This is a genomic window from Roseateles sp. P5_D6, assembly GCF_054049415.1.
The window spans coordinates 190,027-216,011 of sequence record NZ_JBFUMK010000002.1 but is presented as its reverse complement, the minus strand read 5'-3'; the positions used below and the strand labels follow the sequence as shown (position 1 = coordinate 216,011).

27 protein-coding genes are annotated in these 25,985 nt (G+C 68.2%); 16 read left to right on the top strand and 11 right to left on the bottom strand.

All coding sequences use genetic code 11. The annotated features are described in order from the left end of the window. Positions 1-160 precede the first annotated feature (160 nt). From ACXJKM_RS03040 to ACXJKM_RS03010, 7 genes are all read left to right on the top strand, one after another. On the top strand, positions 161-2,557 hold the full coding sequence (locus ACXJKM_RS03040; RefSeq protein WP_457350145.1) for a 3-hydroxyacyl-CoA dehydrogenase/enoyl-CoA hydratase family protein: 2,397 nt from the start codon (positions 161-163) through the stop codon (positions 2,555-2,557). Between the two features lie 63 nt (positions 2,558-2,620). Continuing rightward, positions 2,621-3,112, top strand: a complete 492-nt coding sequence (locus tag ACXJKM_RS03035; RefSeq protein WP_457350143.1) for a DUF4442 domain-containing protein — start codon at positions 2,621-2,623, stop codon at positions 3,110-3,112. 14 nt (positions 3,113-3,126) lie between these two features. Next, a complete protein-coding gene (locus tag ACXJKM_RS03030) occupies positions 3,127-4,341 on the top strand; it encodes an acetyl-CoA C-acyltransferase (protein ID WP_457350141.1) in 1,215 nt (404 codons plus the stop codon). 3 nt (positions 4,342-4,344) lie between these two features. Further along, positions 4,345-4,878, top strand: coding sequence for a DUF1569 domain-containing protein (locus tag ACXJKM_RS03025; RefSeq protein ID WP_457350139.1), 534 nt, complete (start codon positions 4,345-4,347; stop codon positions 4,876-4,878). 171 nt (positions 4,879-5,049) lie between these two features. After that, the gene (locus tag ACXJKM_RS03020; protein WP_457325565.1) at positions 5,050-5,814 is read left to right on the top strand and encodes an enoyl-CoA hydratase; all 765 of its coding nucleotides are present in this window, start codon (positions 5,050-5,052) and stop codon (positions 5,812-5,814) included. A 113-nt stretch (positions 5,815-5,927) separates the two neighbouring features. Beyond that, entirely contained in the window at positions 5,928-6,539 is a 612-nt protein-coding gene (locus ACXJKM_RS03015; protein WP_457350137.1) for an SGNH/GDSL hydrolase family protein, read from the top strand. A 198-nt stretch (positions 6,540-6,737) separates the two neighbouring features. Continuing rightward, positions 6,738-8,480, top strand: coding sequence for a rhamnogalacturonan lyase B N-terminal domain-containing protein (locus ACXJKM_RS03010; protein ID WP_457350135.1), 1,743 nt, complete (start codon positions 6,738-6,740; stop codon positions 8,478-8,480). A gap of 22 nt (positions 8,481-8,502) precedes the next feature. On the opposite strand, the gene ACXJKM_RS03005 is transcribed toward ACXJKM_RS03010, so the two are convergent. Further along, positions 8,503-8,904, bottom strand: coding sequence for an acyl-CoA thioesterase (locus ACXJKM_RS03005; RefSeq protein ID WP_056203053.1), 402 nt, complete (start codon positions 8,902-8,904; stop codon positions 8,503-8,505). 37 nt (positions 8,905-8,941) lie between these two features. After that, the gene (locus ACXJKM_RS03000) at positions 8,942-10,588 is read right to left on the bottom strand and encodes a methyl-accepting chemotaxis protein (protein WP_457350133.1); all 1,647 of its coding nucleotides are present in this window, start codon (positions 10,586-10,588) and stop codon (positions 8,942-8,944) included. Between the two features lie 167 nt (positions 10,589-10,755). Here ACXJKM_RS03000 and ACXJKM_RS02995 point away from each other — a divergent pair, with 167 nt between their 5' ends. Continuing rightward, entirely contained in the window at positions 10,756-12,558 is a 1,803-nt protein-coding gene (locus tag ACXJKM_RS02995; RefSeq protein ID WP_457350131.1) for an ABCB family ABC transporter ATP-binding protein/permease, read from the top strand. On the opposite strand, the gene ACXJKM_RS02990 is transcribed toward ACXJKM_RS02995, so the two are convergent. The 3 genes from ACXJKM_RS02990 to ACXJKM_RS02980 form a co-directional block, all read right to left on the bottom strand. Further along, positions 12,555-12,878 carry a hypothetical protein gene (locus tag ACXJKM_RS02990; protein WP_056203062.1) on the bottom strand — a complete coding sequence of 108 codons (324 nt, stop codon included), beginning with the start codon at positions 12,876-12,878 and terminating at the stop codon, positions 12,555-12,557. The two genes, ACXJKM_RS02995 and ACXJKM_RS02990, sit on opposite strands and share 4 nt — an antisense overlap. A 63-nt stretch (positions 12,879-12,941) precedes the next feature. Beyond that, positions 12,942-13,574: a UPF0149 family protein gene (locus ACXJKM_RS02985; protein ID WP_056203064.1), complete on the bottom strand. Its 633-nt coding sequence runs from the start codon at positions 13,572-13,574 to the stop codon at positions 12,942-12,944. A gap of 25 nt (positions 13,575-13,599) precedes the next feature. After that, on the bottom strand, positions 13,600-13,839 hold the full coding sequence (locus ACXJKM_RS02980) for a hypothetical protein (RefSeq protein ID WP_056203067.1): 240 nt from the start codon (positions 13,837-13,839) through the stop codon (positions 13,600-13,602). Between the two features lie 75 nt (positions 13,840-13,914). Here ACXJKM_RS02980 and ACXJKM_RS02975 point away from each other — a divergent pair, with 75 nt between their 5' ends. The 4 genes from ACXJKM_RS02975 to ACXJKM_RS02960 all read left to right on the top strand — a co-directional run bounded on the left by ACXJKM_RS02975 (position 13,915) and on the right by ACXJKM_RS02960 (position 18,425). Next, the gene (locus ACXJKM_RS02975) at positions 13,915-14,760 is read left to right on the top strand and encodes a transposase (protein ID WP_457324633.1); all 846 of its coding nucleotides are present in this window, start codon (positions 13,915-13,917) and stop codon (positions 14,758-14,760) included. Further along, positions 14,760-15,596: an amidohydrolase gene (locus ACXJKM_RS02970; RefSeq protein ID WP_457350129.1), complete on the top strand. Its 837-nt coding sequence runs from the start codon at positions 14,760-14,762 to the stop codon at positions 15,594-15,596. The genes ACXJKM_RS02975 and ACXJKM_RS02970 overlap by 1 nt, the downstream gene beginning before the upstream one ends. A 99-nt stretch (positions 15,597-15,695) precedes the next feature. Next, positions 15,696-16,136, top strand: a complete 441-nt coding sequence (locus tag ACXJKM_RS02965; protein ID WP_457324631.1) for a tetratricopeptide repeat protein — start codon at positions 15,696-15,698, stop codon at positions 16,134-16,136. Positions 16,137-16,187: 51 nt separating this feature from the next. Then, the gene (locus ACXJKM_RS02960) at positions 16,188-18,425 is read left to right on the top strand and encodes a penicillin-binding protein 1A (RefSeq protein ID WP_457350127.1); all 2,238 of its coding nucleotides are present in this window, start codon (positions 16,188-16,190) and stop codon (positions 18,423-18,425) included. A gap of 12 nt (positions 18,426-18,437) precedes the next feature. Here the strand turns inward: ACXJKM_RS02960 and ACXJKM_RS02955 are convergent, their stop codons facing one another. The 4 genes from ACXJKM_RS02955 to ACXJKM_RS02940 are packed head-to-tail and all read right to left on the bottom strand — an operon-like array spanning position 18,438 to position 20,588. Then, positions 18,438-18,824 carry a VOC family protein gene (locus tag ACXJKM_RS02955; protein WP_457350125.1) on the bottom strand — a complete coding sequence of 129 codons (387 nt, stop codon included), beginning with the start codon at positions 18,822-18,824 and terminating at the stop codon, positions 18,438-18,440. Positions 18,825-18,874: 50 nt separating this feature from the next. Further along, positions 18,875-19,345, bottom strand: a complete 471-nt coding sequence (locus tag ACXJKM_RS02950; protein WP_056203082.1) for a group II truncated hemoglobin — start codon at positions 19,343-19,345, stop codon at positions 18,875-18,877. Further along, a complete protein-coding gene (locus tag ACXJKM_RS02945; RefSeq protein ID WP_457350123.1) occupies positions 19,342-20,076 on the bottom strand; it encodes a DUF4386 domain-containing protein in 735 nt (244 codons plus the stop codon). The genes ACXJKM_RS02950 and ACXJKM_RS02945 overlap by 4 nt, the downstream gene beginning before the upstream one ends. Further along, positions 20,073-20,588, bottom strand: a complete 516-nt coding sequence (locus ACXJKM_RS02940; protein WP_457350121.1) for a hypothetical protein — start codon at positions 20,586-20,588, stop codon at positions 20,073-20,075. The genes ACXJKM_RS02945 and ACXJKM_RS02940 overlap by 4 nt, the downstream gene beginning before the upstream one ends. Positions 20,589-20,775: 187 nt before the next feature. Here ACXJKM_RS02940 and ACXJKM_RS02935 point away from each other — a divergent pair, with 187 nt between their 5' ends. Then, positions 20,776-21,480: a hypothetical protein gene (locus ACXJKM_RS02935; protein ID WP_457350120.1), complete on the top strand. Its 705-nt coding sequence runs from the start codon at positions 20,776-20,778 to the stop codon at positions 21,478-21,480. A 31-nt stretch (positions 21,481-21,511) separates the two neighbouring features. Here the strand turns inward: ACXJKM_RS02935 and ACXJKM_RS02930 are convergent, their stop codons facing one another. Beyond that, on the bottom strand, positions 21,512-21,958 hold the full coding sequence (locus tag ACXJKM_RS02930) for an Lrp/AsnC family transcriptional regulator (protein WP_457350118.1): 447 nt from the start codon (positions 21,956-21,958) through the stop codon (positions 21,512-21,514). Between the two features lie 126 nt (positions 21,959-22,084). Here ACXJKM_RS02930 and ACXJKM_RS02925 point away from each other — a divergent pair, with 126 nt between their 5' ends. Then, the gene (locus tag ACXJKM_RS02925; protein ID WP_457350116.1) at positions 22,085-23,011 is read left to right on the top strand and encodes a DMT family transporter; all 927 of its coding nucleotides are present in this window, start codon (positions 22,085-22,087) and stop codon (positions 23,009-23,011) included. A 184-nt stretch (positions 23,012-23,195) separates the two neighbouring features. On the opposite strand, the gene ACXJKM_RS02920 is transcribed toward ACXJKM_RS02925, so the two are convergent. Further along, the gene (locus tag ACXJKM_RS02920; protein ID WP_056203099.1) at positions 23,196-23,723 is read right to left on the bottom strand and encodes an SRPBCC family protein; all 528 of its coding nucleotides are present in this window, start codon (positions 23,721-23,723) and stop codon (positions 23,196-23,198) included. A gap of 86 nt (positions 23,724-23,809) precedes the next feature. On the opposite strand from ACXJKM_RS02920, the gene ACXJKM_RS02915 reads away from it, so the two are divergent. Beyond that, on the top strand, positions 23,810-24,664 hold the full coding sequence (locus tag ACXJKM_RS02915; protein ID WP_457350114.1) for a phytanoyl-CoA dioxygenase family protein: 855 nt from the start codon (positions 23,810-23,812) through the stop codon (positions 24,662-24,664). A 146-nt stretch (positions 24,665-24,810) separates the two neighbouring features. After that, on the top strand, positions 24,811-25,971 hold the full coding sequence (locus ACXJKM_RS02910) for a BON domain-containing protein (protein WP_457350112.1): 1,161 nt from the start codon (positions 24,811-24,813) through the stop codon (positions 25,969-25,971). Positions 25,972-25,985 lie beyond the last annotated feature (14 nt).

Genomic DNA, 25,985 nt, shown 5'->3' with positions numbered 1-25,985 from the left:
CAGGCTGCCGCGCTGCACGCGGGCCAGCCTGGTCGGTCCCCCGAGGGGACGGCGATGCTTGCGGCGTTGAGCCGCAAGCACATCGCCAGCCGGGCCGGCTTGGGGCGGCCCGGCGCTCGGCCCGAAGGGCAATGAACAACTGGCAAACATGGAGAAAGAAATGAGTCGATTCCAAGTCCGCAAGGTCGCCGTGCTCGGCGCCGGCGTGATGGGCGCGCAGATTGCGGCCCACCTCGTCAACTGCAAGGTGCCGGTCGTGCTGTTCGACCTGCCTGCGAAAGAAGGCGCCAAGAATGGCATCGTCACCAAGGCCGTCGACGGCCTGAAGAAGCTCAAGCCGGCCCCGCTGGGTGATGCATCGGAAGCCGCGCTGATCCAGCAGGCCAATTACGAAGAGCACCTGGAAGTCCTGCGCGGCTGCGACCTCATCATCGAGGCCATTGCCGAGCGCATGGACTGGAAGCTCGACCTGTACACCAAGATCGCGCCCTTCGTCGCACCGCATGCGATCGTGGCTTCGAACACATCTGGATTGAGCATCACCAAGCTCTCCGAAGTGCTGCCCGAAGAAATCAAGCCGCGCTTCTGCGGCATCCACTTCTTCAACCCGCCGCGCTATATGGCCCTGGTCGAGCTGATCAACACGCCGACCACGCAGCCTGAAATCCTCGACCAGCTCGAAGCCTTCGTGACGACGTCGCTGGGCAAGAGCGTCGTGCGCGCCCACGACACGCCCAACTTCGTCGCCAACCGCGTCGGCATCGCCGGCATGATGGCCACGATGATCGAGGCCGAGAAGTTCGGCCTCTCCGTGGACGTCGTCGATGACCTGACCGGCAAGAAGCTGGGCCGCGCATCGAGCGGTACCTTCCGCACTGCGGACGTTGTCGGCCTGGACACCATGGCCCACGTCGTCAAGACCATGCAGGACAACCTGAAGGACGACCCCTTCTATTCGACCTACGCCACGCCCAAGGTGCTGGCTGGCTTGATCGAGAAGGGCGCGCTGGGCCAGAAGACCGGCGCCGGCTTCTACAAGAAGGTGGGCAAGGACATCCAGCGCCTGGACTTCGCCACGGGCGAGTACGTTGCCGGCGGCAAGAAGGCCGACGAGATCGTCGCCCGCATGCTGAAGAAGCAACCGGCCGACCGCCTCAAGCTGCTGCGCGAGAGCACCAACCCGCAAGCCCAGTTCCTGTGGGCCATCCTGCGCGACAGCTTCCATTACGCGGCCGTGCACCTGAACACCGTAGCCGACACCGCCCGCGAGATCGACTTTGCGATGCGCTGGGGCTTCGGCACCACGCAAGGCCCCTTCGAGCTGTGGCAAGCCGCCGGCTGGAAGCAGGTCGCTGAATGGATCTCGGCCGACATCGCCGACGGCAAGACGCTGGCGAGCGCAGCGCTGCCTGCCTGGGTGACGGAAGGTCCGGTCGCCGAAGCAGGTGGCGTGCACACGCCGCAAGGCTCGTGGAGCGCCGCTGAAGGCAAGTTCAAGCCGCGCAGCGAGCTGCCGGTCTACAAGCGCCAGGCCTTCCCGGAAAGCCTGCTGGGCTCCGGCGCCGCCGACCCGCTGAAGTCGGGCACCGAGCTGTTCAAGAACGAGGAAGTGCGCGTCTGGACGCTGGACGGCAATGTCGTCATCGCCTCCATCACCGCCAAGCTGCACCTGATCAGCCCGGCCGTCACCGAAGGCCTGCTGAAGGCCGTCGAGATCGCTGAAGCGGACTACAAGGGCCTGGTGATCTGGTCGCCGGACGACGTGTTCTCGGCAGGCGCCAATCTTGAGTCCCTGATGCCTGTCTTCATGAAGATGGGCAGCAAGGGCATCGCGCCGGAAGAGAAGAAACTGCAGGACATGATGCTGCGCCTGCGCTACGCGTCGGTGCCCGTCATCGCCGCGATGCGCGGCCTGGCCCTGGGCGGTGGTGCTGAACTGGCCGTGCACTGCGCACGCCGGGTCGCCCACGTCGAGAGCTATGTGGGCCTGGTTGAAGTCGGCGTGGGCTTGGTGCCCGGCGGTGGCGGCCTGACCTATATCGCCCGTCGCGCCGCCGAGATGGCCGCAGCTGGCAATGCCGGTGCCGACATCCTGGCCTTCCTGAAGGACGGCTTCCTGACTGCGGCCACGGCCAAGGTCGCGACCTCGGCGCACGAAGCCAGGAAGAACGGCTTCCTGCTCGACAGCGACATCATCGTCCCGCACAAGGACGAGTTGCTGCACGTCGCCACGGCCACCGCCATCGGCATGTCCGAAGCCGGTTACCGCCCGCCGCACAAGGCGCTGTTCCCGGTCGCCGGCCGCAGCGGCATCGCGACGATCAAGGGCCAGGTTGCCAATATGCGCGACGGCGGCTTCGTCAGCGCCCACGACTACCACCTGGCCGCGGCGATTGCCGACGTGGTCTGCGGTGGCGAGGTCGAGGCGGGCTCCCTGGTGACGGAGGAGTACCTGATGGCGCTGGAGCGCAAGCACTTCTGCGCGCTGCTGGACAACCCCAAGACTCAAGAGCGAATCATGGGCATGTTGCAAACCGGCAAGCCCGTCCGAAACTAATGACATCGCGGGACAGACCGAAGCGCGCAGCGCGAGCTCTGTCCTCGACTGACTAGGAACAAAGTGAACCGGCTTCAACGCACCCTCGCCAAGCTGGACGGCCTGCCCGGCCCGCTGCGGGGCGCCGCGCGCAACTTCGCGCTGCGCCGCGCAGTGCCCTTCACGGGCACGGCATCGCTCGATTTCATTGCCCTCACGCCCGAGAGCAGCGAGATCCGCGTCGCCAACAAGCGCCCGGTGCAGAACCACATCAAGGGCGTGCATGCGGCCGCGATGTCGCTGCTGGCCGAGACCGCCACTGGCATGGTGGTGGGCATGAATGTGCGTGACGACTGCCTGCCGCTGTGCAAGTCGCTGCAGGTGAACTTCAGGAAGCGCGCCACCGGCGGCCTGGTCGCCAAGGCGCACCTGACCGCCGCTCAGCGCTTCGCCATGGCGAACGAGACCAAGGGTGAAGTGCGGGTCGCCGTGACCGTGACCGACGAAGCCGGCATCGAGCCGATCGAGTGTGAATTTGTCTGGGCCTGGGTGCCCAAAGAAAAGCCCCAGGCTTAAGTAAAGGAAAGACCATGAGCAAGCAAGTCCAAGACGCCTACATCGTCTCCGCCACCCGTCTGCCCATCGGCAAGAGCGGCCGCGGCTTCTACAAGAACACGCGCCCCGACGAGATGCTCGTCAAGGTGATGCAGGCCGTGCTGGCGCAGGCCCCGGGCCTGGACCCGGCGGCCATTGAAGACGCCATCGTCGGCTGCTCCTTCCCCGAAGGCGAGCAGGGCATGAACATCGCCCGCGTCGCCTCGGTGCTGGCGGGCCTGGGCCCCACCATCGGCGGCGTGACGATCAACCGCTACTGCGCCTCCGGCATCACCGCCGTGCAGATGGCCGCGGACCGCATCCGCGTCGGCGAGGCCGATGTGATGTTTGCCGGCGGCGTCGAGTCCATGTCCATGATCCCGATGGGCGGCAACAAGCCCAGCCTGTCGCCGCTGATCTTCGAGAAGGACGAGAACATCGGCATCGCCTACGGCATGGGCCTGACGGCCGAGAAGGTCGCCGCGCAATGGAAGATCAGCCGCGAAGCGCAGGACGAGTTCTCGGTGGAATCGCACCGCCGCGCCGTGGCTGCCATGCAGGCCGGCCACTTCGACGCCGAGATGACGCCCTTCGACGTCGTCGAACGCACGCCCAACTTGGCTGACGGCACCGTCAACACCAAGACCCGCACCGTCAAGCTCGACGAAGGCGCTCGCCCCGACACGTCGCTGGAAGGCCTGGCCAAGCTCAAACCGGTGTTCGCCGCCAAGGGCAGCGTCACCGCCGGCAACAGCTCGCAGACCTCCGACGGCTCGGGCGGCCTGCTGATCGTCAGCGAGGCCGCGCTCAAGCGCTACAACCTGACGCCGCTGGCCCGCTTCGTGTCCTTCGCCGTGCGCGGCGTGCCGCCCGAAATCATGGGCATCGGTCCGATCGCCGCCATCCCCGTGGCACTGAAGGCTGCCGGCATCACCGCCGCCGACCTGGACTGGATCGAACTGAACGAAGCCTTCGCCGCGCAGTCGCTGGCCGTGCTGAACGACCTCGACAGCAAGGGCATCGTGCTGGACCGCAGCAAGGTCAACCCCAACGGCGGCGCGATTGCGCTGGGCCACCCGTTGGGCGCCACCGGCGCCATCCGTGCGGCCTCGGTCATCCACAACCTGCGCCGCACCGGTGGCAAGTACGGCATGGTGACAATGTGCGTCGGCGCCGGCCAAGGCGCAGCAGGCATCTTCGAAAGGCTGTAAACCATGGATCGTCGCCGCGCGCTCAAGACCACCACGGTGTTGCTCGCGGCGACCCCGCTGGCGGCCTGTACGGGCAAGTTGAAGACCTTTGCGACGTGGAAGGACGGTCAGCAGGCCGTGCTCGATCTGCTGTTCGCGCCCAAGGTCGTGCAGGACAACCCCTGGAACCTCAGCCAGGTCATGCAGCATCTGGCCCAGAGCATCGAGTTCTCGATGCAGGGCTTCCCGGCGCTCAAGGGCGCCTGGTTCCGCTCGTCCATCGGCTCAGCGGCCTTCGCGGTGTTCAATGCGCGCGGTGCGATGAGCCACAGCCTGGACGAGCCCATTCCCGGCGCGCCGGCGCTGGACGCCTCACAGGCGCTGAAGACCTCGGTGCAGCGCCTGTTGGATGCCATGGACGCCTTCGCGCAATTCAACGGCACACTGCGGCCTCATTTCGCCTACGGTGAGCTGACCAAGCCGCAGTACGAGCGAGCCCATTTGATGCACCTGGCCAATCACTGGACGCAGTTCCACGCCAAGACGGCTGTCGCGTGAGCCCCTCGCCCAGTCTCGCTCCGCTGAACGCGGGCCAGCCCGGTCGGTCCCCCGAGGGGACGGCGATGCTTGCCGGCTCGACCGGCAAGCACATCGCCAGAGCGGGCCGGCTAGGGAGCGGCCCGGCGCTCGACCCGCCGACAATACAAGCAGCCCCGACAGGAAACTGAAATGACCATCAAGAGCTACACCGTCAACGGCGTCGCGACCCTCGAGATCGCCCGCCCCGAGAAGAAGAACGCGATCACCCAGGCGATGTACCAAGCCATGGCTGATGCGCTGCGCGCGGCCGATGCCGACCCCGCCGTGCGCGCGGTGCTGATCACCGGCCAGCCGGGCATCTTCACATCGGGCAACGACCTGGAAGACTTCATGGCCGGCCCGACGCGGGGTGAAGACGCACCGACCTTCCAGTTCATGCATGCGCTGGTGGACAGCACCAAGCCCGTGATCGCTGCCGTGACCGGTGCGGCCATCGGCATCGGCACCACCATGCTGCTGCACTGCGACTTCGTCTTCGTCGCCGATGACGCCCGACTGGCCATGCCCTTCGTCGCCTTGGGCCTGGTGCCCGAGTTTGCGTCCAGCGTCGTGCTGCCCCAGCTGATCGGCAACCGTCGCGCGGCCGAGAAGCTGCTGCTGGGCGACCCCTTCACCGGTGAGCAGGCCGTCGAATGCGGCATCGCCAACCGCGTGCTGCCGGGTTCCGAAGTGCTGAACCACGCACGCCGCATCGCTGAACGGTTCAACAACCTCGCGCCGGGAGCGGTGCGCGACAGCAAGAAGCTGATCCGCGATGCCCAGCGCGACGCCGTCAAGGCCGCCATCACGCGTGAAGCCGAGATCTTCGGTGCCCGCCTGCGCAGCCCCGAGGCGATGGAGGCTTTCCAGGCCTTCTTCCAGAAACGTGTGCCGGACTTTTCCAAATTCTCCTGAAGCTTTCAAAGATCGCACTCGGCCCACTGCTGATTTGGCAGGGGCGCCGAGTCCGTGCGACGGCGCTGCGTTTGCCAGAGGCCGCCGGCCCGCGTTGGGCCGAAGGCTCGACGTTGCGACTGCTGATCGTCGGCGACTCGTCCGCCGCTGGAGTCGGTGCCGCGCATCAGGACGAAGCACTGGCCGGCCGGCTCGCTCAGGCTCTGGCAACGCGCCTCGGGCAGCCGGTGGGCTGGCAGCTCATCGCCACCAGCGGCCATCGCAGCGAGCAGGCGCTCGCGGCGTTCGAGGCGGCGGACGTGGTGCAGGCCGATGTGCTGATCACCTCCCTGGGTGTCAACGACGTTGTTGACCAGATCGCGCCTGCGCAGGCGTTGGTGGCGTTGGACCGCATCCACGCCCTTGCGACCGAGCGCGCCGGTGTGCGCCTGAGCGTGCACTGCGCGGCGCCGCCCATGCAGCGATTCCCGCTGCTGCCCCAGCCTCTGCGCTGGTTCTTCGGCCGCCAGGCAGCGCGCTTCAACGTGGCCTTGAGTTCGTCGGTCGAAGGCCAGGCATCACGCCATGTGCTGCATCTGCCCGAGGCCATGCAACGCAATGCCGTCGAGCTGATGGCCGAGGACGGCTTCCACCCCGGCCCGCGCGGCTATGCGCTCTGGGCCGAGGCGCTGGCCGATCGGGTGGTGGCGTCGTTACCTCAGCTATCGATCCACTCACCAAGTTGAGCGTTGCGGCCGCCCGGCCGTTCCTAGACTGCCCCGGCCGCAGCAACGCGGCAGCACCGGCCGCGCGAACCTGCAGACGGCGGGCTCAATAGGAGACAAAACATGCGGATCGATTTCCTCCGCCGGTGCTTGCGCCGGCTGGGCGCGGCAGCGTGCCTGCTTTTGGCGACGGCCACGGCCACGCCAGCATTGGCGGCCTTGAGCCTCACCACGCTCTACGACAGCGGCAGTTCTGCCAAGCTGCAATACCAGGTGGACACCGGCGGCGGCCTGGTGTTCAAGGTGATGGCCTACGACAACGGCGTCAGCACCCAGTCCAAGGGCGACCTTTCCAGCCTGCTCTACAACGGCGTGCAGTACGCCGATGCCAGCCGTGGCTCGCAGCTGAACTCCGGCTTCGACTTCCTCTACAGCAACGTCTCGGCTGTCGACGTGCAGGCCCAGATGATCAGCAGCAGTGGTGCGGCCACGTCGGCCTCCACCGCCAACGGCGGCGTGGTCAGCGGCGGCACCTACGTCAAGATCACGGTGACCGTCTTCAGCGCCAACGGCGGCGTGCTCAAGCATTACTACATGGCCAAGAGCGGCGAGCCGCGCATCTACATGGGCACCTATTTCACCGAGGAGCCCGACACGCTGAATCTGGTGCGCTTCATCCTGCGCGTACCCATCGCGGCGCTCTCCAAGGGCGGCCCGGCCGGCACGCCCGGCGGCCTGGCCAGCAACGGCAGTTGGCCGCAGGACCTGCGCGGCACGGACACAACTGTCGAAGCGAGCGACGTGTTCGGTTTCTCCAGCAGCACCTCCAGCGCGGGGCAAACGCGCTCCAAGCACTACTCCAACATGCGGCTGAAGGACTGGCAGTACTTCGGCGGGCTCAACAGCGCCGGCAGCGTGGGGCTGTGGTTCTATCGGGACAACAACGAAGGCAATTCCGGCGGGCCCTTCTACCGCAGCCTGCTCAACCAGATCACGTCCACCAACAACGAGCTGACCTATATCGTCAACTACGGCGAGGGCCAGACCGAGGCCTTCCGCATGGGGGTGTTGAACAGCTACACGCTGATGTTCACCGCTGGCGGTGCGCCGTCGGCGCCGGATACGAGCTGGTTCTCGGTGATGGCGCTGGACGGTTATGTGGCTGCGTCCGGCCGCGGCACGGTGGCCGGCGTCGGTCTGTCGGGCACCGATTCGAACTACAGCTACACGGTGGGCTTCTCCAGCAGCACGGCGCAGTACTGGGCCAGCGCCAACCTCGCCAACAACGGCTTCTTCAAAAGCACCGGCATGCGGCCGGGCACCTACACGCTCACGGTCTACAAGAACGAGCTGGCGGTCTACACCGGCAGCGTGACCGTCACGGCCGGCGGCACGACGACCTTGAACACGCTGGCGATCAACGCCGACCCTTCAGCCAAGGCGGCGCTGTGGCGCATCGGCAACTGGGACGGCACGCCAGCCGAGTTCCTGAACGGCGCCAGGCTCACGACCATGCACCCGACGGATGCGCGCATGAGCAGTTGGGTGCCGGCCACCTTTGTGGTGGGCACGTCGAGCGCGGCCAGCGGTTTTCCGGCCTACCAATGGAAGGACGTGAACAACGCGCGCGTCATCCAGTTCACGCTGACCAGCGCCCAGGTGCAGAACCTGACGCTGCGCCTCGGCACGACGGCCGACTTCAACGGCGCCCGGCCGCAGATCAGCGTCAACAACGGCAGCTGGACCTCCGCCATCCCGACCGCGCCGCCCAAGGGCTCGCGCAACCTGACGGTGGGCACCTACCGCGGCGTGAACCGGCTCTACAGCTTCGACATTCCGTCGACCGCGCTGGTGGCCGGCACCAATACGGTGACCGTCAATGTCGTCAGCGGTACCTCGGGCACGGCCTACCTGAGCCCGGCACTGTCTTACGACGCGGTCGACCTGATCGTGACGCCGTGACCCCTGGATCGGCGCGGGCCGATCAGGGTGCCACCAGCCTCGACTTGCCTTCGCGGTCGATGGCCACGTAGGTCAGGTTGGCCTCGGTCACCTTGACCACGTGCAGGTTCTCCGGGTCGCGCTCGGCCATCACCTCCACGTGCACGGTGACGGAGGTGCGGCCCACCCGGGTGACTGTGGCGTAAAAACTCAGCAGGTCGCCGATGGACACCGGCTGCTTGAAAACGAACTCGTTGACGGCGACGGTGGCGACGCGGCCACGCGAGATGCGGGCCGGCAGCACCGAGCCGGCGATGTCGACCTGGGCCATGATCCAGCCGCCGAAGATGTCGCCGTTGGCGTTGGCGTCGGCCGGCATGGGCATGACGCGCAGGACGAGCTGGCGGTCACCGCCGTGCGGTGTCGATGGGGCGTTTTCAGTCATGGCGGGATTGTCCCGTACAAGCTGCCGTTCAGAAGCGCTACCGGTTGTCGGCGCCCGGCGTGGCGCGGGGCGCCGTGTCACCCCGCTGCGCCTTGCGCAAGTTGGCCGCGTCGGCCTCGGCCAGGCTCCTGTCCTGGTCGCTCAGGCGGAAGACACGGATGGAGTCCCGCACCCGGCTGACCTGGCCGTTCAGCGCTGTGGCCGAAGCGGCCAGCTCCTCCACCATCGCGGCGTTCTGCTGCGTGATGGCATCCATCTGCTGCACGGCCTCGCCGACCTGGGCGACGCCGGTGGCCTGCTCGCTCGCGGCGGTGTCGATCTGCACCAGCACTTCGCTGACGCGCGACACGGCGGAGGCCACCTCGTCCATGCGCAGCTGTGCGTCACCGGCCCGGTGGCTGCCGGTCTCGACGCGCCCGCGCGATTCCTCGATAAGGGCGCGGATCTCCTTGGCTGCCGTGCCGGTGCGCTGAGCGAGGGCGCGCACCTCGGCGGCCACCACCGCGAAACCGCGGCCCTGCTCGCCGGCGCGAGCCGCCTCGACAGCGGCATTCAGGGCCAGGATGTTGGTCTGGAAGGCCACGCCTTCGATGACCTGGATGATGTCGCCGATGCGCTGCGACGAGTCGGTGATCTCCTGCATAGTGTCCGTCACGCCGTGGACGGCTTGCTGGCTGCGCTGGGCCACACCGGCGGTCTCGCGCGCAAAGCGGGCACCGTCGCCGGCCAGCTCCGAGGTCTGCCGCACGGTGCCGCTGATCTCGTCCATCGCGGCGGCGGTCTGCTCCAGGCTGCTGGCTTGGGACTCGGTGCGGGAAGACAGGTCCTGGTTGCCGGCGGCGATCTCGCGGGCGCCGTCCTCCAGGTGGATGACCTCCTCGCGCACGTCGCGAACGACGGTGCGCACGGACACGGTCAGTTGGGCCAGCGCCAGTTGCAGCTCGCCGATCTCGCCCCGGCCGCTGACCTCGACGTGCCGCGTCAGATCGCCGCCTGCCAGCAGGTTGGCGGTGGCAATCACCTGGCGCAGCGGGGCGATCCCGCTCGCGAGCAGGCCGTAGCTGGCGGCGGCGGTGCTGGCCAGGGCAGCCAGTACCAGGCCCCAGCCTGGCGCGCCGGCCCAGGCTGCGAGCAGCGGTCCGGCCGCGGCCAGCACGGCCAGCAAGACCATCTGGCCGCGCAACTCGGGCCGCAGCCAGTCTGTCAGGCGGCCCACTGTGTCGTTGCGCTTGACCACGCCGCGCCGCAGCACATGAGTCCGGCGGCCTGCGGACGCCTCAGCGCGCATGGTGGCGTAGAGCTGCTCGAAGCGGCGTACCTCGACGTCGCTGGGCTTGGTGCGCACCGACAGATACCCCACCGTGCGGTCGCCGTTTCGCACCGGCGTCGCGTTGGCTCGCACCCAGTAGTAGTCGCCGTTCTTGCGCCGGTTCTTGACGAGTGCGGTCCAGGGTTGTCCGCCCTCGATGGTGGCCCAGAGGTCGCGGAAGGCCTCCTCCGGCATGTCCGGGTGGCGCACGATGTTGTGCGGCTGGCCCAGCAACTCCGCCTGCGCGTAGCCGCTGACGGCCACGAAGCTGGGGTTGCAGTAGGTGATGCGCCCCTTCAGGTCCGTGATGGAAATGAGGGTCTGGTCGGAGGCCAGGGCGTACCCGTTCGGGGTCACCGGTTGGTTGTTGCGCATATTGGCCTCTCAGGTGGGACGGATAACCAGCCCTGGTTTTCGGCGCCAGGGGCCCAGCGTAGGGGTAGAAAGGTGCACCGCGATTGCGCTGCGTCAAAGGCGCAAGGGGTTCGCCGGCAGTTCCCATGCGGAACACGCCTTCCGGCGCGCGACCGGACAATGCCGGCATGCGTTCTCTTGCCGCCCGCCTCCCTGAACCCGCCTCAGCCAGCGCTCCCCGTGGCGACTGGGGCACCGTCGGCCGCCTGCTGCCCTATCTGTGGCGCTACCGCTGGCGCGTTGCACTGGCGCTCACCTTCATGGTGGGCGCCAAGCTCTGCAATGTCGGCGTGCCCCTGCTGCTCAAGCAGCTGATCGACAGCCTGAACTTCAAGCCTGGCCAGCCCGAGGCCCTGCTGGTGGTGCCGCTGGGCCTGCTGCTGGCCTATGGCGCGTTGCGGCTGTCGACGTCGCTGTTCGCCGAGGCGCGTGAGCTGATCTTCGCCAAGGCCACCGAGGGCACCTCGCGCAGCATCTCGCTGCAGGTGTTCCGGCATCTGCACGACCTGTCGCTGCGCTTTCACCTCGAACGCCAGACCGGCGGCATGACGCGCGACATCGAGCGCGGCACGCGCGCCGTGCATTCGCTGATCAGCTATTCGCTCTACAGCATCGTGCCGACGCTGATCGAGGTCGTGCTGGTGCTGACGCTGCTGGGCGTCAAGTTCGACGTCTGGTTCGCCGGCATCACGGTGGCGGCGTTGGTGATCTATATCGGCTTTACCGTCGTCGTCACCGAGTGGCGCACCAAATTCCGCAAGACGCTCAACGAGCTGGACTCGGTGGCCCACAGCAAGGCCATCGACTCGCTGCTGAACTACGAGACGGTCAAGTACTTCAACAACGAGGCCTTCGAGGCCACGCGCTATGACGAGAGCCTGGAGAAGCTGCGCCGCGCGCAGCTGAAAAGCCAGCGCACGTTGTCCATGCTGAACACCGGCCAGCAGCTCATCATCGCGTCGGCGCTGGTGCTGATGCTGTGGCGAGCCACCCAGGGCGTCGTGGCGGGCCGCATGAGCCTGGGCGACCTGGTCATGGTCAACGCCTTCATGATCCAACTCTATATCCCGCTGAACTTCCTCGGCGTCATCTACCGCGAGATCAAGCAGGCGCTGACGGATATCGAGAAGCTCTTCGTGCTGCTGGACCGCGAGCGCGAGATCGCCGATGCGCCGGATGCCGCCGAGCTGGCCGTGGGTGGCGGCAGTGTCGTCTTCGACAACGTCCGCTTCGCCTACGACCCCGTGCGGCCCATCCTGCACGGCGTCAGCTTCGAGATCCCGGCGGGCAGGAAGGTCGCCGTCGTCGGCCCCAGCGGCTCAGGCAAGAGCACGCTGGCGCGGCTGCTCTACCGCTTCTACGACATCGATTCGGGCGCCATCCGCATCGACGGCCAGGACATCCGTACGGTGACGCAGTCCAGCCTGCGCCGCGCCATCGGCATCGTGCCGCAGGACACCGTGCTCTTCAACGACACCGTGGCCTACAACATCGCCTATGGGCGGCCCGGCGCTGGCCAGGCGGAGGTGGAAGGCGCGGCGCGTGCGGCGCATATCCATGCCTTCATCGCGGCGACACCGCTCGGCTACGACACCATGGTGGGCGAACGTGGCCTGAAGCTGTCGGGTGGCGAGAAGCAGCGCGTGGCCATTGCGCGCACGCTGCTGAAGAACCCGCCCATCCTCATCTTTGATGAAGCCACGTCGGCACTGGATTCGACCAACGAGCGAGCCATCCAGGCCGAACTGGAGTCCGTGGGCCAGAACAAGACCGTGCTGGTCATCGCCCACCGCCTGTCCACCGTCGTCGACGCGCACGAGATCCTCGTGCTGGAGCAGGGCCGCATCATCGAGCGCGGCCGGCACGACACCTTGCTGGCCAGGAACGGCCGCTACGCCGAAATGTGGCGCCTGCAGCAGTCAGCTGACTAGTGCGGCTTCTTGGGCTTCTCGAAGCTCTTGGGCCGATAGACGTTGCCGTCCCACTCGCCGTCCGTGCGACTGTCGCGCGCATCGTGCAGGGCCGACTCGCGGGCGCGGCGGATGACGCGCTCGGCCTCCAGCGCGGCGGCTCGGGTCTGGCGCTGGCGGCGGCGCCAACCGGTCAGGCGGGCGATCTGCAACTCCACCCACGATGCCAGGGCGGCCACGCCGGCATCCACCCGCGCCTGCAGCCGGTAGGGCAGGGCCATGTGGACCGCCATCGCGATGCAGACGGCAAGGCCGGTGGCGGCGAGCAGGGTCTGGAGCATGGCCTGAAGTTAACCTAAACCGACGCTTGCGGCCACCTGCAACCACCCGCGTTGGGGGGATGGTTACGCTTTCTGGTCGGCGTCTTGGCGCAGAGCCCACAACGCCAGCATGGCGTCAGGAATCTTGCGGCTGGCTTCGTCGCGCTCGGCAGCCGAACCTTCGGCCAGCGCGCCATCCTCACCGCCCAGGGCGGCGATGGGCGCGAGCAGCTCGGCCGTTCCGGCACCGTCGAACAACGGCCCCCAGGCCTCGGGCGCCAGGTCCACGGCCATCAGGAAGCCGGCAGCCCAGTCTTCGGCGTCGGCGTACTCGGTGTCTTCATCTTCGCTGTCCCCCTCCAGTGAGGCAAAGCTGAAGATGGGCTCCCAGGCCTTGGGCGCATGCGTCCAGGCCATGGCGATGGATTGCACATGCCGCAGCATCGCCATGACGACCTTTTTGCGCTGCTTGCCGCTGGCGAAGGGCTTGGGGTCGGGCTCCTGGTCGCCGCCCCAGACCACCGGCAGCCAGGCGTCTCCAGGCAGGTCGGCCAGCTTCTGCGGCGACAGCAGCAGGCCAGTCAGATAGCCGTCCAGCGCCTCGATGTTCATCGCGCTATCGGTGGGCAGCACCGAGAGCAGCTCGTCCAGATCGTCGAGCTCCTCGTCGGACAGCGGCCGGTTGTCGGAGGCAGGGTTGTATTGGGGGTACTGCATGGGAGTCGTCCTTTGCCTCGCGAGTTCAGCCGTGGCGGCCGTGGCGGCTCTTGGGCTTCTTGTTGTCGATTTCGGCGATCTGTGCCTTCAGCAAGGCCATCAGCACGCGGGCGTTCTGCTCCGTCATGACGATGACGCTGCTGGGCTCGATGCCGTCGATGGGCGTCTTGGGCGTGACCATGGCGTCCACCTTGAACATGATCTGGCCGTGCTGGTTGGCGGACGCGGCCTTGAACTTCTGGATTTCGATTTGATGGGTCTTCATGGGGCGTGCCGGACGAATGAGGAGACCGGCAGGCCGCCATCTTGCCATTCCGGGCGGCGAGACTTAAGGTGGCGCATGGCAAGGCCTGCTCGACTCGAGATCGCTGGCGCCGTCTATCTGATCGGCGCCCACTGCCCGTTCGAGAGCGGGCAGCAGGCTTTTGTCGACGAAGCCGATCGTGCCGAAATGCGTGCCTTGCTGGCCCAGGCCCTGCACCGTTTCGACGCCCAGGCCCTGGCCTACGCCCTGCTGCCCGACCACTACCACCTGCTGTTGTTCACGCGCCGCGCCAATCTGTCGCAGCTGATGCGGCATGTGAACGGCGTCTACACCCAGCATCACCAGCGCCGCCACGGCTTCAGCGGCTCGCTGTTCCAGGGGCGTTTCCATGCCGTGCTGGTCGACCGCGAGCGCCATCTGCTGGATGCCTGCCGCTATGTCGACCTCAACCCGGTGCGCCTGCGCCTGGCGCGTGGCGCGGCGGATTGGGCCGGCTCGAGCTTCCGCGCCCTGGCTGCCATGGAAGCCGCGCCCGAATGGCTGGACGTCGATGGCCTGCACAGCCATCTGCTGGGGCGCCCGGCGACGACGCCGGCCCAGCATCGCCTGGCCGGCGAACGCTATGCCCGCCTGGTCGCCTCCGAGCCCGGCTTGCAGCTGTGGCCCGGGCGTCTGCGTGAACAGATCTTCCTCGGCGACGCTGACTTCGCCGCGCGCATGCGGGCCGCCGCCGTTGCGCCCCGTCGCGTGGCCCGCACGGGCTTTGGCGAGTGGCTGAAGCGCGCCGGCGGCATCCGCGAGCAGGCGCTGTGGCTGGCCCATGCCGAGGGCGGCGTCGCGATGACGGATCTGGCGGGCCAGCTCGGCCTGTCCGTCTCGCGCATCAGCCGCCTCATCGCTGCCGCCGAGCGAGCCGTCTGATGCTCAGACGCCGGGCATTGCTGCTGGCCGGCCTGCCGGTTCCCGCATGGGCGCAGGCCTATGCCGGCCCGCTGTTCGATGCTCATCTGCACTACAACGACGACGCCCAGGCGCTGCATCCACCGGCCGATGTACTGGGCCGCATGGCCCGCGCGGGCGTGCGCGGTGCGTTGGTCAACAGCCGGCCCAACGACGGCACGCTGCGTCTCGTCTCTGAGCCGGGGCCGCAATGGGTGCCCTTCATCCGCCTGTACCGCGACCGGGCCGACTACACCGGCTGGTTCGCCGACGACAGCATTCGGCTGATGGTGCTGGAACTGCTGAAGCGCGGCAGCCCGGCCGGGCCCTTCCGCGGCCTGGGTGAGTTCCATCTCTACGACAGCGCCAATGCCGATGGGCCGACCGCCATCGCACTGATGAAGCTGGCGCGCGAGCGCGGCCTGACCGTGCTGGCTCACGTGGACGATGTGGCGGTCGACAAGCTGCTTGGCCACGCGCCGGGAACGTCGCTGATCTGGGCCCACACCGGCATTTCCGGCGAGCCCTTGCCGCGCGTGAAGGAGCTGCTAGCCAAGCACGCGGGTCTGCGCGGCGAGCTGTCCTACCGGCCGGGCATCACGTTTGACGGCAAGCTTGGCGACGACTGGCGCGCACTGATGACACAGCACCCGGGGCGCTTCCTGATCGGCTCCGACACATGGGTCCCCCAGCGTCTGCAGCACTACGAGGGCCTGTTCGCCGAGTACCGCGGCTGGCTCGGGCAGTTGCCGTCTGAGGTGGCTCAGCGCATCGCCTGGCGCAACGCGGCCGAGTTGTTCGCCCTCCAAGCTGCTTGAACGGCGCAAGGCCGCCATGACTTCTGACAGCCCCCGTCGTGGCAGCGGAGGGCGCTAAGCTGGCGGCCCTGCCAATCGGCATCACTTCGGGAGACGCCCATGCGCCGCTTCGTCCTGACCGCCTTGCTGCTGGCCAGCTCCGCCTGGGCCGCCGACATGAGCCCACCGCCGGAGATCAAGCCTGCCGCGGCCGATCCACTGGCCACGCCACGCCGCCTCATCGCGGCCAAGGACTGGGCAGGCGCCCTGGCCGCGTTGCGCACCGAGCCCCAGGCCGGCAATGCCGACTGGCACAACCTGATGGGCTATACGCTGCGCAAGCAGGCCACGCCGCAGTTCACCGAGGCCGAGGCCCAGTACCTGCAGGCACTGCGCATCGACCCCAACCACCGCGGCGCCAACGAATACCTGGGCGAGCTCTATGTGATGAAGGGCGAGCTGCCCAAGGCGCATGAGCGCCTGGCCGTGCTGGAGAAGCTCTGCCCGGCCGGTTGCGAGCAGCGCGAGCACCTGCAGCGTGCCATCGCGGCGGCCAAGTAACAGCTTGCAGCCCGCGCCAGAGCCAGGTGGCCACCCCCTAGGATGCGCGCCATGCTGAAGTTCCTTCTCCAACGCCCCTGGCTCGCCGCCCTCGTGGGCGTGCCGTTGGCGATCCTGCTGCTGGGTGCCATCGTGGCGGCGCTGATCTGGGCGCAGCTGCCGGCCCTTGATGCGCTGACCGACTACCAGCCCCACCAGCCGCTGCGCGTGCTCAGCGAGGACGGCCAGCTGCTGGGCGAGTTCGGCGCCGAGCGGCGGCGCTTCGTGCCGCTGAAGGACATCCCAAAAGCCCTGCAGGACGCGTTGCTGGCCGTCGAAGACAGCGACTTCTACGTGCACTCCGGCATCGACTACAGCGGCATCGGCCGCGCCATGCTGCACAACATCCTGCACCCGACGCGGCTGCAGGGCGCGTCCACCATCACGCAGCAGCTGGCCCGCAACATCTTCCTGAGCAACCGGCAGACCTTTGCGCGCAAGGCCCAGGAGGGACTGCTGGCCATCAAGATCGAGAGAAACCTGAGCAAGGATCAGATCCTCGAGATCTACATGAACCAGATCTCGCTGGGCAACAAGGCCTATGGCTTTGGCGCCGCGGCCGAGCGCTATTTCGGCAAGCCGCTGGACAAGCTCAACACCGGCGAGATTGCCGTCCTCGTCGGCCTGCCCAAGGACCCCAACCGCCTCAACCCGGTTCTCTACCCTGAGCGCACCAAGCGTCGCCAGGCTGTCGTGCTGGGACGCCTCGTGGCGGTGGGCCAGATCACGCAGGCCCAGGCCGACACCGCGCGCGAGAAGCCGCTGGACGTGCGCCGGCCCAAGCGCCTCTCCGGCGTCGCCGACCATGCCGCCGAGCAGGTGCGTGCCGAGATGGTGACGCGCTTTGGCGAGGAGGCCTACACGCGCGGCCTGACCGTCTACACGACGCTGCGCTATGCCGAGCAGGCGGCTGCGCAAGAGGCGCTGCGCCATGCGCTGTTCGAGCTGGAGCGCCGCCAGCCTTTCCGCGGCCCCGAGGCGACCGTCGAGCTGCCTGAAGGCGAAGACTTCGACGAGGCCCTGGAGGCCGCCTTCGACGCCCACCCCGACCTCGGCGAGCTGCGCACCGCCGTGCTGCTCAAGGTCGACAAGAGCGCGGCCGAGCTGGTGATGGCCGACGGCGAGAAGATCAGCTTGAAGGGCCAGGCGCTGCGCCCGCTGCAGAGCCTCAAGCGCGGTGCCGTGCTGCGGGTGATGGAGTCCGGCAAGCAGTGGCAGCTCAGCCAGACACCGCAGGCCGAAGGCGCCGTCGTCACGCTGGACCCGGCCACCGGCGCCATCCGCGCCCTGGTGGGCGGCTTCGACTTCGCCCGCAACCAGTTCAACTCCGCCACCCAGGCCTGGCGCCAGCCGGGCTCGGCCTTCAAGCCCTTCATCTACTCGGCCATCATCGACCAGGGGGCCTGGGCCGGCACCCTGGTCAGCGACCAGCCCGTCGAGGTTGGCGACTGGTCACCGCGCAACTACGACGGCCAGTACGAGGAGGCGCTGACGCTGCGCCAGGGCCTGGCCCGCTCCAAGAACATGGTCACCATCCACCTGGTGCAGGCCCTGGGCCCGCAGCGCGCTCGCGCCTGGGCGGCGCGCTTCGGCCTGGACGAGGACAAGCAGCCGCTGAACCTGACCATCGCCCTGGGTACCGGCTCCGTGACGCCGCTGCAGATGGCCCAGGGTTACGCCGCCTTCGCCAACGCCGGCCAGCTGCCGACGGCCTGGCTCATCGACCGCGTGCAGGACGCGCAAGGCGCCGTGCTGTGGAAGGCCGAGCCGCCAAAGATGAGGACGGCTGTCAGCCCGCGCAATGCCTTCATGACCTCGCAACTGCTCGCCGCCGTCGCGCGCGAAGGCACCGGCGCGCGGGCCAGCAGCCTGCTCGGCCGCTGGGACCTCTATGGCAAGACCGGCACGACCAATGACGCCGTCGACGCCTGGTTCTGCGGTTTCCAAGCCACGCGGGCTGGTGCCGTCTGGATCGGCTATCCCCAGCCCAAGTCCCTGGGTGAGCGCGAAACCGGTGGCGGCCTGGCCCTGCCCGTCTGGGTCGCGACCATGGCCGTGGCCTTGAAGGGCCAACCCAACACCCAGCTGGCACCGCCGGACGAGGGCCTGGTGCAGCAGGACGGCAACTGGTTCTACTCGGAATTCGCCGGCGACATGGCGATCGCGCGCATCGGCCTGCCACCGGCCCCGCCGCGCGTCGATGAGGCTGCGTCCGAGCCCGCGCCGTCGACGCCGCCGATCAACCAGTAGCGACCAGCGGGCTCATTGCCCGGCCGGCGGCTCCCAGAGCTCGACCTTGTTGCCATCGGGGTCCATCACCCAGCCGAACTTGCCGTACTCCGAGTCCTGCGGTTCGCCGACGACGTTGCAGCCTTCCACGCGCAGGGCCGCGAGCAGGCCGTGCAGGTCGGCGACGCGGAAATTGATCATGAAAGCCGCTGCGCTCGGCGCAAAGTAGCCGGTGTCGGCCTTGAAGGGGCACCAGTTGGTGCCGCCCGCGCCGCCCGGGTTGTCGGGCGTGGCCCAGGGGAAGGTGACGCCGCCCCAGGCCTCGACGGGCAGGCCGAGGTGCTTGCCGTACCACTCGGCCAGGGCCTTGGGGTCGGGCGATTTGAAGAAGATGCCGCCGATGCCGATCACGCGTTTCATGCGAGCTCCTGAAGTGGCACGATTTCAGCACGCGATGGGGTGCTTGCGCATCAGCCCTGATACGGCCCCTTGACCTCGCCCCAACCCCATTTGGGCATGGTCGCGTCGGCGTCCACCGTCACGCCAGGTTGCGAATTGAGAACGGCCAGACGCGAGCCCCATTCAAGGTAGCCCACCAGCGCGGAGCGGAACTCGGGGTCATCGGGCATGCCGAGCTGATCGGCCGTGTCCAGCAGCAGTGCGACCCAGGCGCGGCGCTGTTCCTGGCTCAGATGGCGGTCGAGATGCTGGCGCACCATGTGCGGATGGCCGCCATGCTCGGCGGAATAGGTGGCCGGCCCGCCCAGCACCTCGGCGAGGAAGGCGGCCACATGAGCCGGATGCTCGCCGTTCATGTGGGCGAAGACGGGCGCGAGCAATGCGTCGTCCTTGACCCGCTGATAGAAGCGCTCGGTCAGCCGTTGCAGCGCGGGCAGGCCGCCCAGCCAGTCGTAAAGGGTGGGGATCGCGGGATCGCTCATGGGGGTGAGGGCAGTGTGGATGCGCTGGACGTGGGGTTGGCCGTGACCTTCACAAGTCGGTGTTTGCCCGCGGTCAGCCACAGCGCAAACGCCAGCTCGCCCACCAGGACCGGCAGCATGACGGCCGGGAACAGCAGCCTGGCGAACGCCGGCGCCAGCAGCAGCGCGAAGCTGTTGAGCAGATAGGCCAGGCCCGCGAGTGCGAGCAGCCAGCCCAGCACGCGTGGCAGCACGCCGCTGTGAGCGATCAGCGCACCGCAGATGACGCAGGAGAAGCCGAAGAACACCAAGCCGATGGCAAAGCCCTGGCCGTGCAACTGAACCGCCAGCATCGCCAGCGCCTCGCGCTGGGCTGGCGGGAAGGCGGTGCCCATGGCGGGGCCGGTCAGCAGGTCCAGCGCCGCGAGCAACTGCACGCGGTTGGCGACGAGCATGGCCGTCTGCACGAGGTTCAGGCCAGCCGCAGTCAGTGCCAGCGGCTCGTTCACGGGCCGCAGCAGCCGCCACATCATGACGATGATCGGTAGGTCCAGCACCTGCATCAACAGGTCTGCGCCCAGGCCCAGGCGCCACAACTGCGGGTTGGCGGCGATGCGCTCGGCCGTCGCGGCGGCATCGCCGGCAACGACGAGGCTGCCGCGCACGAAGGCTTCGCTCCACAGCCCGAGCGCAATGATGGCGAGGTAGCAAAGCCCGGAGATGCGCAGTTCGCGCGAGCTCACGCTGATCATGCCGGCCTCACGGCATGCCAGGCCCAGCGGGCCGTGCCGCGCACCAGCCAAGACAGGCCGGCGATGATGCCGCCGACCAGCGTTGGCAGCACGGCGCCAAACGTCCAGCTCATGCCGAGCGCGAAGCCGAACAGGCTTTCCGGGCGATGGGCCGGCAGCAGCACCGCAAGCAGCAGCAGGCCGAAGAAGATCGCCTCGGTCAGCGCCTGGAGCTGGAGGCTGAAGGCCAGCGACAGTGCTGCGCCGGTCAGCAGGGGCAGCGCGAAACCCAGCGCGATTGGCGCCCAGTCCTGCATCGTTGCCGGGCGGCGCGGCAATCGACCAGCCGCCCAGGCGGCCAGGGCCGGCAACAGCAGCAAGCCCCAGGCGTTGGACAGGCCCGGCAGATCGGGGCGCTGCAGCAGATGGTGACTGACGATGCCGCCATGAAGGGCCTCCCAGCCAAGATGCAGGATTTCGGCGAGGCCGGCGAGGGCGGCGAGCGCCAGGCGCGGTGGGGTGATGTAACGCATCCGCCGGAGTGTGGCCGAGGAGATGCGTGGCGGCGGCACGGGCTGCGACCGGCGGCAGGGGCGGGGCGGTCAGCTGCAATGCCGGCCGACAGTCGGCAGGGTGATTAACGGAAGCAACGCCGGGTAACAGCTGTCGGGCTCACCCGGCTCTAGAGTCGAGGCCTTGCCACGACCGAAGTCCCAGCCCATGCGCCATCGCCTTTTGAGCGTTTCCGTTCTGACTCTGCTGGCCTTGCTGCTCGCGGGCTGTGCCGCGGTGCGCGACGGGCGTGAGGCACGCGGGCGTGACGCGCACATGGCTCAGGCGCCGTCGGTGGCGGGCGTGGCGGAGGAGAGCTTCGGCAAGCCGGCCTGGGGACGCAAGGGCGAGTTCTCGCTGAGCGGCCAGCGCGTGCGCTACGAGCGCGGCGCCGAGCGGCTGGCCTTGTTCGAGCCTTTGCCCGCCAATCTGCGCACGCCCCTTAACTTCAGCTGGCAGGGGTCGGGGGGCGAAAGCTCGACCGTCTGCGAGGCCTGGACACCGGAGTCCAGCGCCAATGGCCGCCTGACGGACAGCAAGCCCTGGGTGCTGAGCTGCCGCTGGGGCAATGCGCCAGCCGCCATGCTGCAGATCGGCGAAGGCCAGATGCGCCGCGGCAAGCTCAGCCGCGAAGGTGCCTACCGCCGCGGCGAGCTGACGGTGGGGCTGCGCTCAGTGCATCTCCACGAAGGCAGCGCGCAGCCGCAAACAGTGGCCACGGGCTACGAGATGCTGCACCAGGGCACCGTCGTCGGCAGCCTGGACCTGAGCGGCAGCCAGCCGCGGCTGCGCCGCCCCGACCCGGCCACACCGTTGGGGCGGGCCGTCACGGAGGCGGCTCTGGCCCTTGCGCTGGCCTGGGAGCCGAGTTGAGCTGAACTGAACTGAACTGACGCCAGGAGCGTCAGGTTTCCAGCTTCAACGGCGGTACGCGCCGGCGCAGTGGCTGGGCCTTGACGATGCTGGAGCTGGTCTGGGCGCAATCGGCCAGCCTGTCCAGGGCCTGGTCGAGGTGTCCGATGTCGCGCAGCGCCAGCCGCAGCACGAAGCAGTCGTCGCCGGTGACCTTGTCGCACTCCAGCGCCTCGGGCATGTCCTCGATGCGCTGCTGCACCTGGGCCAGCGCACCGGGCATGGGTCGCACGCGCACGATGGCCTGCAGCGTGAAGCCCAGGGCCACCGGGTCGATGTCGATGGTGAAGGCGCGGATCACGCCGCGCTCGCGCAGCCGCGCCAGCCGCTCCGAGGTGGCGGGCGGCGACAGCCCAATCGCCTCGGCCAGGTCCTTCAGCGGCGCACGGGCGTCGGCGGCCAGGGCGGCCAGCAGCAGGCGGTCGATGTCGTCGATCATGATTAGGTTCGAATGGATAAGTGCCGTCGTTGATTCTGCCGAAGCATCAGATTGCCGTCTTTAATGCATATATCGGCCGGGCTGACCTTGAAACAATGGCATTCCTCGTCATTGCAAGGAAGCACCGTGTCCCCCACTACCCGTGGCGCCCTCGAGATGGGCAGCGCGATGAGCCTGCTGGGCTCGATCGGCTATTTCGTGTTGCTGTCCGGCCTGGCGCCGCTGGACGTCGTGTTCTGGCGCTGCGGCTTCGGGTTGCTGACGCTGGCGCTGATCTGCACGGTGCTGGGTCTGTGGCGCCGGCCGAGCGCGCGGGAGCTCGGGCTGGCCGTGCTGGGGGGCGTGGCCATCGTGCTGAACTGGGTGCTGCTGTTCGGCGCCTACGGCCGGGCCTCGGTGGCCGTGGCCACGGCGGTCTACAACCTGCAGCCCTTTTTGCTGATGGGCCTGGGCGTGGTGTTCTTCGGCGAGCGGCTGAGCGTGGCGCGGCTGGCCTGGGTAGCCCTGGCCTTCGCGGGCATGGTGCTCATCGTGCAGGCACGGCCGAGCGCCGGCTATGTCGGCGGCAACTTCGGGCTGGGCGTGGCGATGGCCCTGGGTGCCGCGGCGCTGTGGGCGGTGGCGGCCGTCGTCGCCAAGCGCCTGAGCGGCATGCCCGCCCCGCTGATCGCCATGATCCAGGTCGCTGTCGGCATGCTGATGCTGGCGCCCTTTGCCGACCTCGGCCACCTGCCGCAGACGGCACTGGGCTGGATGCCGCTGGTGGTGCTGGGCGTCGTGCACACCGGGCTGATGTACGCGCTGATGTATGCCGGCGTGCAGCGCCTGCCGACGGCGCTGCAGGGCGGCCTGTCCTTCCTCTACCCGGTGGTCGCCATCCTCGTGGACTGGCTGGCCCTGGGGCACGAACTGGCGCCGCTGCAATGGCTGGGCGCGGCGGCCATCCTGCTGGGGGCCGCGGGATTGTTCGTTGGGCCTGTTAGCCCTGCGGAGATGGGTCGCGTTGTGGCCAGAAGGGCCGCAGGCACGACAGCAAACCGCAAGCTGGGTTGATACCCAGCGAGGATTTGCAACACAGCATGCGGCCCTTCTGGCCACAACCCTTCGGGAAGGCCCGCCGCAAGTGGCCACTCGTTGTTGCAGCCCTGGCCCGCACATGAGTGCGGGCTGCACGCTGCGTCTAGATTGGCCCCTTGCGGCGGGCCTTCGCGGCCCATCGCCGCAGGGCTAACAGGCCCTACTTCTCGGCCAGCGCCTTCAGGTTCGCCAGCCCCGCGTCGAAATCCGGCCCGACCATCTTGTCCATGAACAGGCCCATCCAGCGGTAGACCGGGTTGCTGCCCATGTCGCCGTCCATCGACCACGTCACCTGGGTGGCACCACCGTTGGTCTCGAGGCGGAAATCGCCGGTCGAGGTGGTGCCGAAGTCGGGGAAATAGAGCTCATAGCCCAGGCGCTTGGGCGCCTCGGCCGTCGTGAAGGTCATGCGGCCATCGCCCTGGCTCTTGCTCTTCCAGGCCCAGACGGCGCCGGCGCCCGAGGCGGGGCCGCTGTATTCGATGGCCATGGCCGGATCGCGCTGGTTCCAGGCGCTCCAGGCTTTCCAGCTGCGCGGATCGGCGACGAGGGCGTAGATCTTGTCCGGCGCGGCGTTGATCTTCACCGTACGCGAGAGCGTGTACTTCGGCGACAGCATCAGCCCGCCGCCCACGCACAACACCGGCAGCGCGACGATGGCGATCAGCAGGACCTTGAGCACTTTCATCGGGAGTCTCCCGGGGTGTTGACGTGGCCGCACTGTGGGCGCCCCGCACTGGTCACACAATCCGCACAACTCCTTCCTACAAGCTCATGACGAACTCCGCCGACCTTGCCTCCGTATACGCCGAACAGGGCTATCTCGTCATCCCCGGCTTCAAGACGGCCGCCGACATCGCCGCGCTGCGCCAGCGCGCCCTCGACATCGTCGATGCCTTCGATCCCGGCGAGCAGCGCCCCGTCTTCACTACCGAAGAGCAGCAGCGCCATGTCGACGATTACTTTCTCGACAGCGGCGACCAGATGCGCTGCTTCTTCGAGGAGGAGGCCTTCGATGCCGAGGGCCGGCTGCGCGTCGACAAGGCCCTGGCCATCAACAAGATCGGCCATGCGATGCACGACCTCGACCCGGTCTTCAGCGCCTTTTCCAAAGGCCAGGCGCTGCGCGGCGTGGCGGCCGAGCTCGGGCTGAAGCAGCCGCAGGTCTGGCAGAGCATGTTCATCTTCAAGCAGCCCGGCATCGGCGGTGAGGTGCGCTGGCACCAGGACGCGAGCTTCTTCGAGAGCGACCCCATCACGGTGACTACCTTCTGGTTCGCGCTGGAGGATGCGACGCTGCACAACGGCTGCCTGTGGACCGAGCCCGGCGGCCACAAGGGCGAGCGCGGCGTGCTGCGCGAGCGCTTTGTGCGCGAGGGCCGCAAGGCCTGGATGGAGCAGATCGACGCGACGCCTTGGCCCGCGGCGGATTCCCGCCAGGCCATTCCACTGGAGGTCGAGGCGGGTTCCCTGGTCGTCTTCCACGGCCTGCTGCCGCATTACTCGGCGGCGAACCGCTCCGACAAATCGCGCCATGCCTACACGCTGCATGTGACGGACGCGGCCAGCCGCTATTCACCGCGCAACTGGCTGCAGCGTGACGGCACGTTGCCGGTGGGGGGTTTCTAAGCCGCGCCCTCACAGCGGTCACAAGTACATACACCCCAAGCCCTTTGTCCTACAAGGCGAAGGAGCTTGCACCGGCATGGCGCGCCGCGGGGTCACCTCACAGTCGGCTCCATCGCAAACGTCGACAACGACGACCGGAGGCCGACATGAAATTTCCGAAATCGATGCACGCCGAGGGCTGGGCCAACCACCTGGAGGAGACCAAGCCCGAGCATCTGCCCGATGCGCTGAAGGCCGGTGGCTCCGCGCCCCTGCACGCCGCCAAGGTCCCCCCCGTCGGCGCGGCGCGATTCAAGCCGACCGGCGTTGGGGCCAAGGTGTCGGCGACGACGCCGCTTCATGCCGAAACGCCGCGTGTCGAGCCGGTTCACGCCCGACCCCAGCCCGCCACCGCATCGCTGCAGCGTGACCGGCAGATGAACTGGATGATCCCCGCCGGTGCCGGCGCCGCCCTCATCGCCGCTGTGGCCATCTGGGCCATGAACCGGCCGAGCGAGGCACCTGTCACGCCGCCCGCCATCGTGGTTGGCAGCGCCGAGCCACAGACCGAAGTTGCCGCCGCCACCCCGGCGCCGGAGACACCGGCCGCGTCACAGGCAGAGGACAGCACGACGACCACCGTCGCTGCTGCGCCAGCGCCTGCTGAGCCTGCAGCGACCACTCGTCTGGGCCCGCCGGTGACGACGACCCGGCCGGCCGCTGACGCCCCCGCTGTGGTGGCTCAGGCGCCGGCGCCCGCGGCGCGACCCGACATGGTGTTGCGCGGCGCGCCGACCAGCCCGGCTGCAACCCTGCCGCCACCGACGACCGTGGCCGCCGCGCCAGCGAACGCCCAGCCGCTTAGCGTACCGCCTGGCTCGGCGCCCATCGTGATGCCGCCCACCGCGGCCGGCCCGGCCACGGCGACGACGCCCCAAACCATGCCGCCCGCTACGCCGCCACTGGCCTCGGCAACGCCTGCTGTGCCTGACACGGTCGCCGGCTCGATGGCGCCTGGCACGTCGCCTCAAGCCCAGGCTCAAGCGCAGCCGCAACCTCCGCAGCAGCTCCTGCCGACAGCCGAGGACAGCGGCATCACGGCCAAGGTGCGCATAGCTCTCTCCGCCGATTCAACGCTGGCCGCTGTGCCCATCGTTGTCAGCACCGACCATGGCGTCGTGAAGCTGGAAGGCCAGGCACCCGACACCCAGACCCGTGAGCGGGCCACTGTCGTCGCGTCCTCAACGGGTGGCGTGAAGGCCGTCGATAACCGCCTGACGGTGCCGCCGGCTGCGGTGGTGAGCCAGGCGCCGACAAGCCAGCAATAAGCGTCCACGCCAAT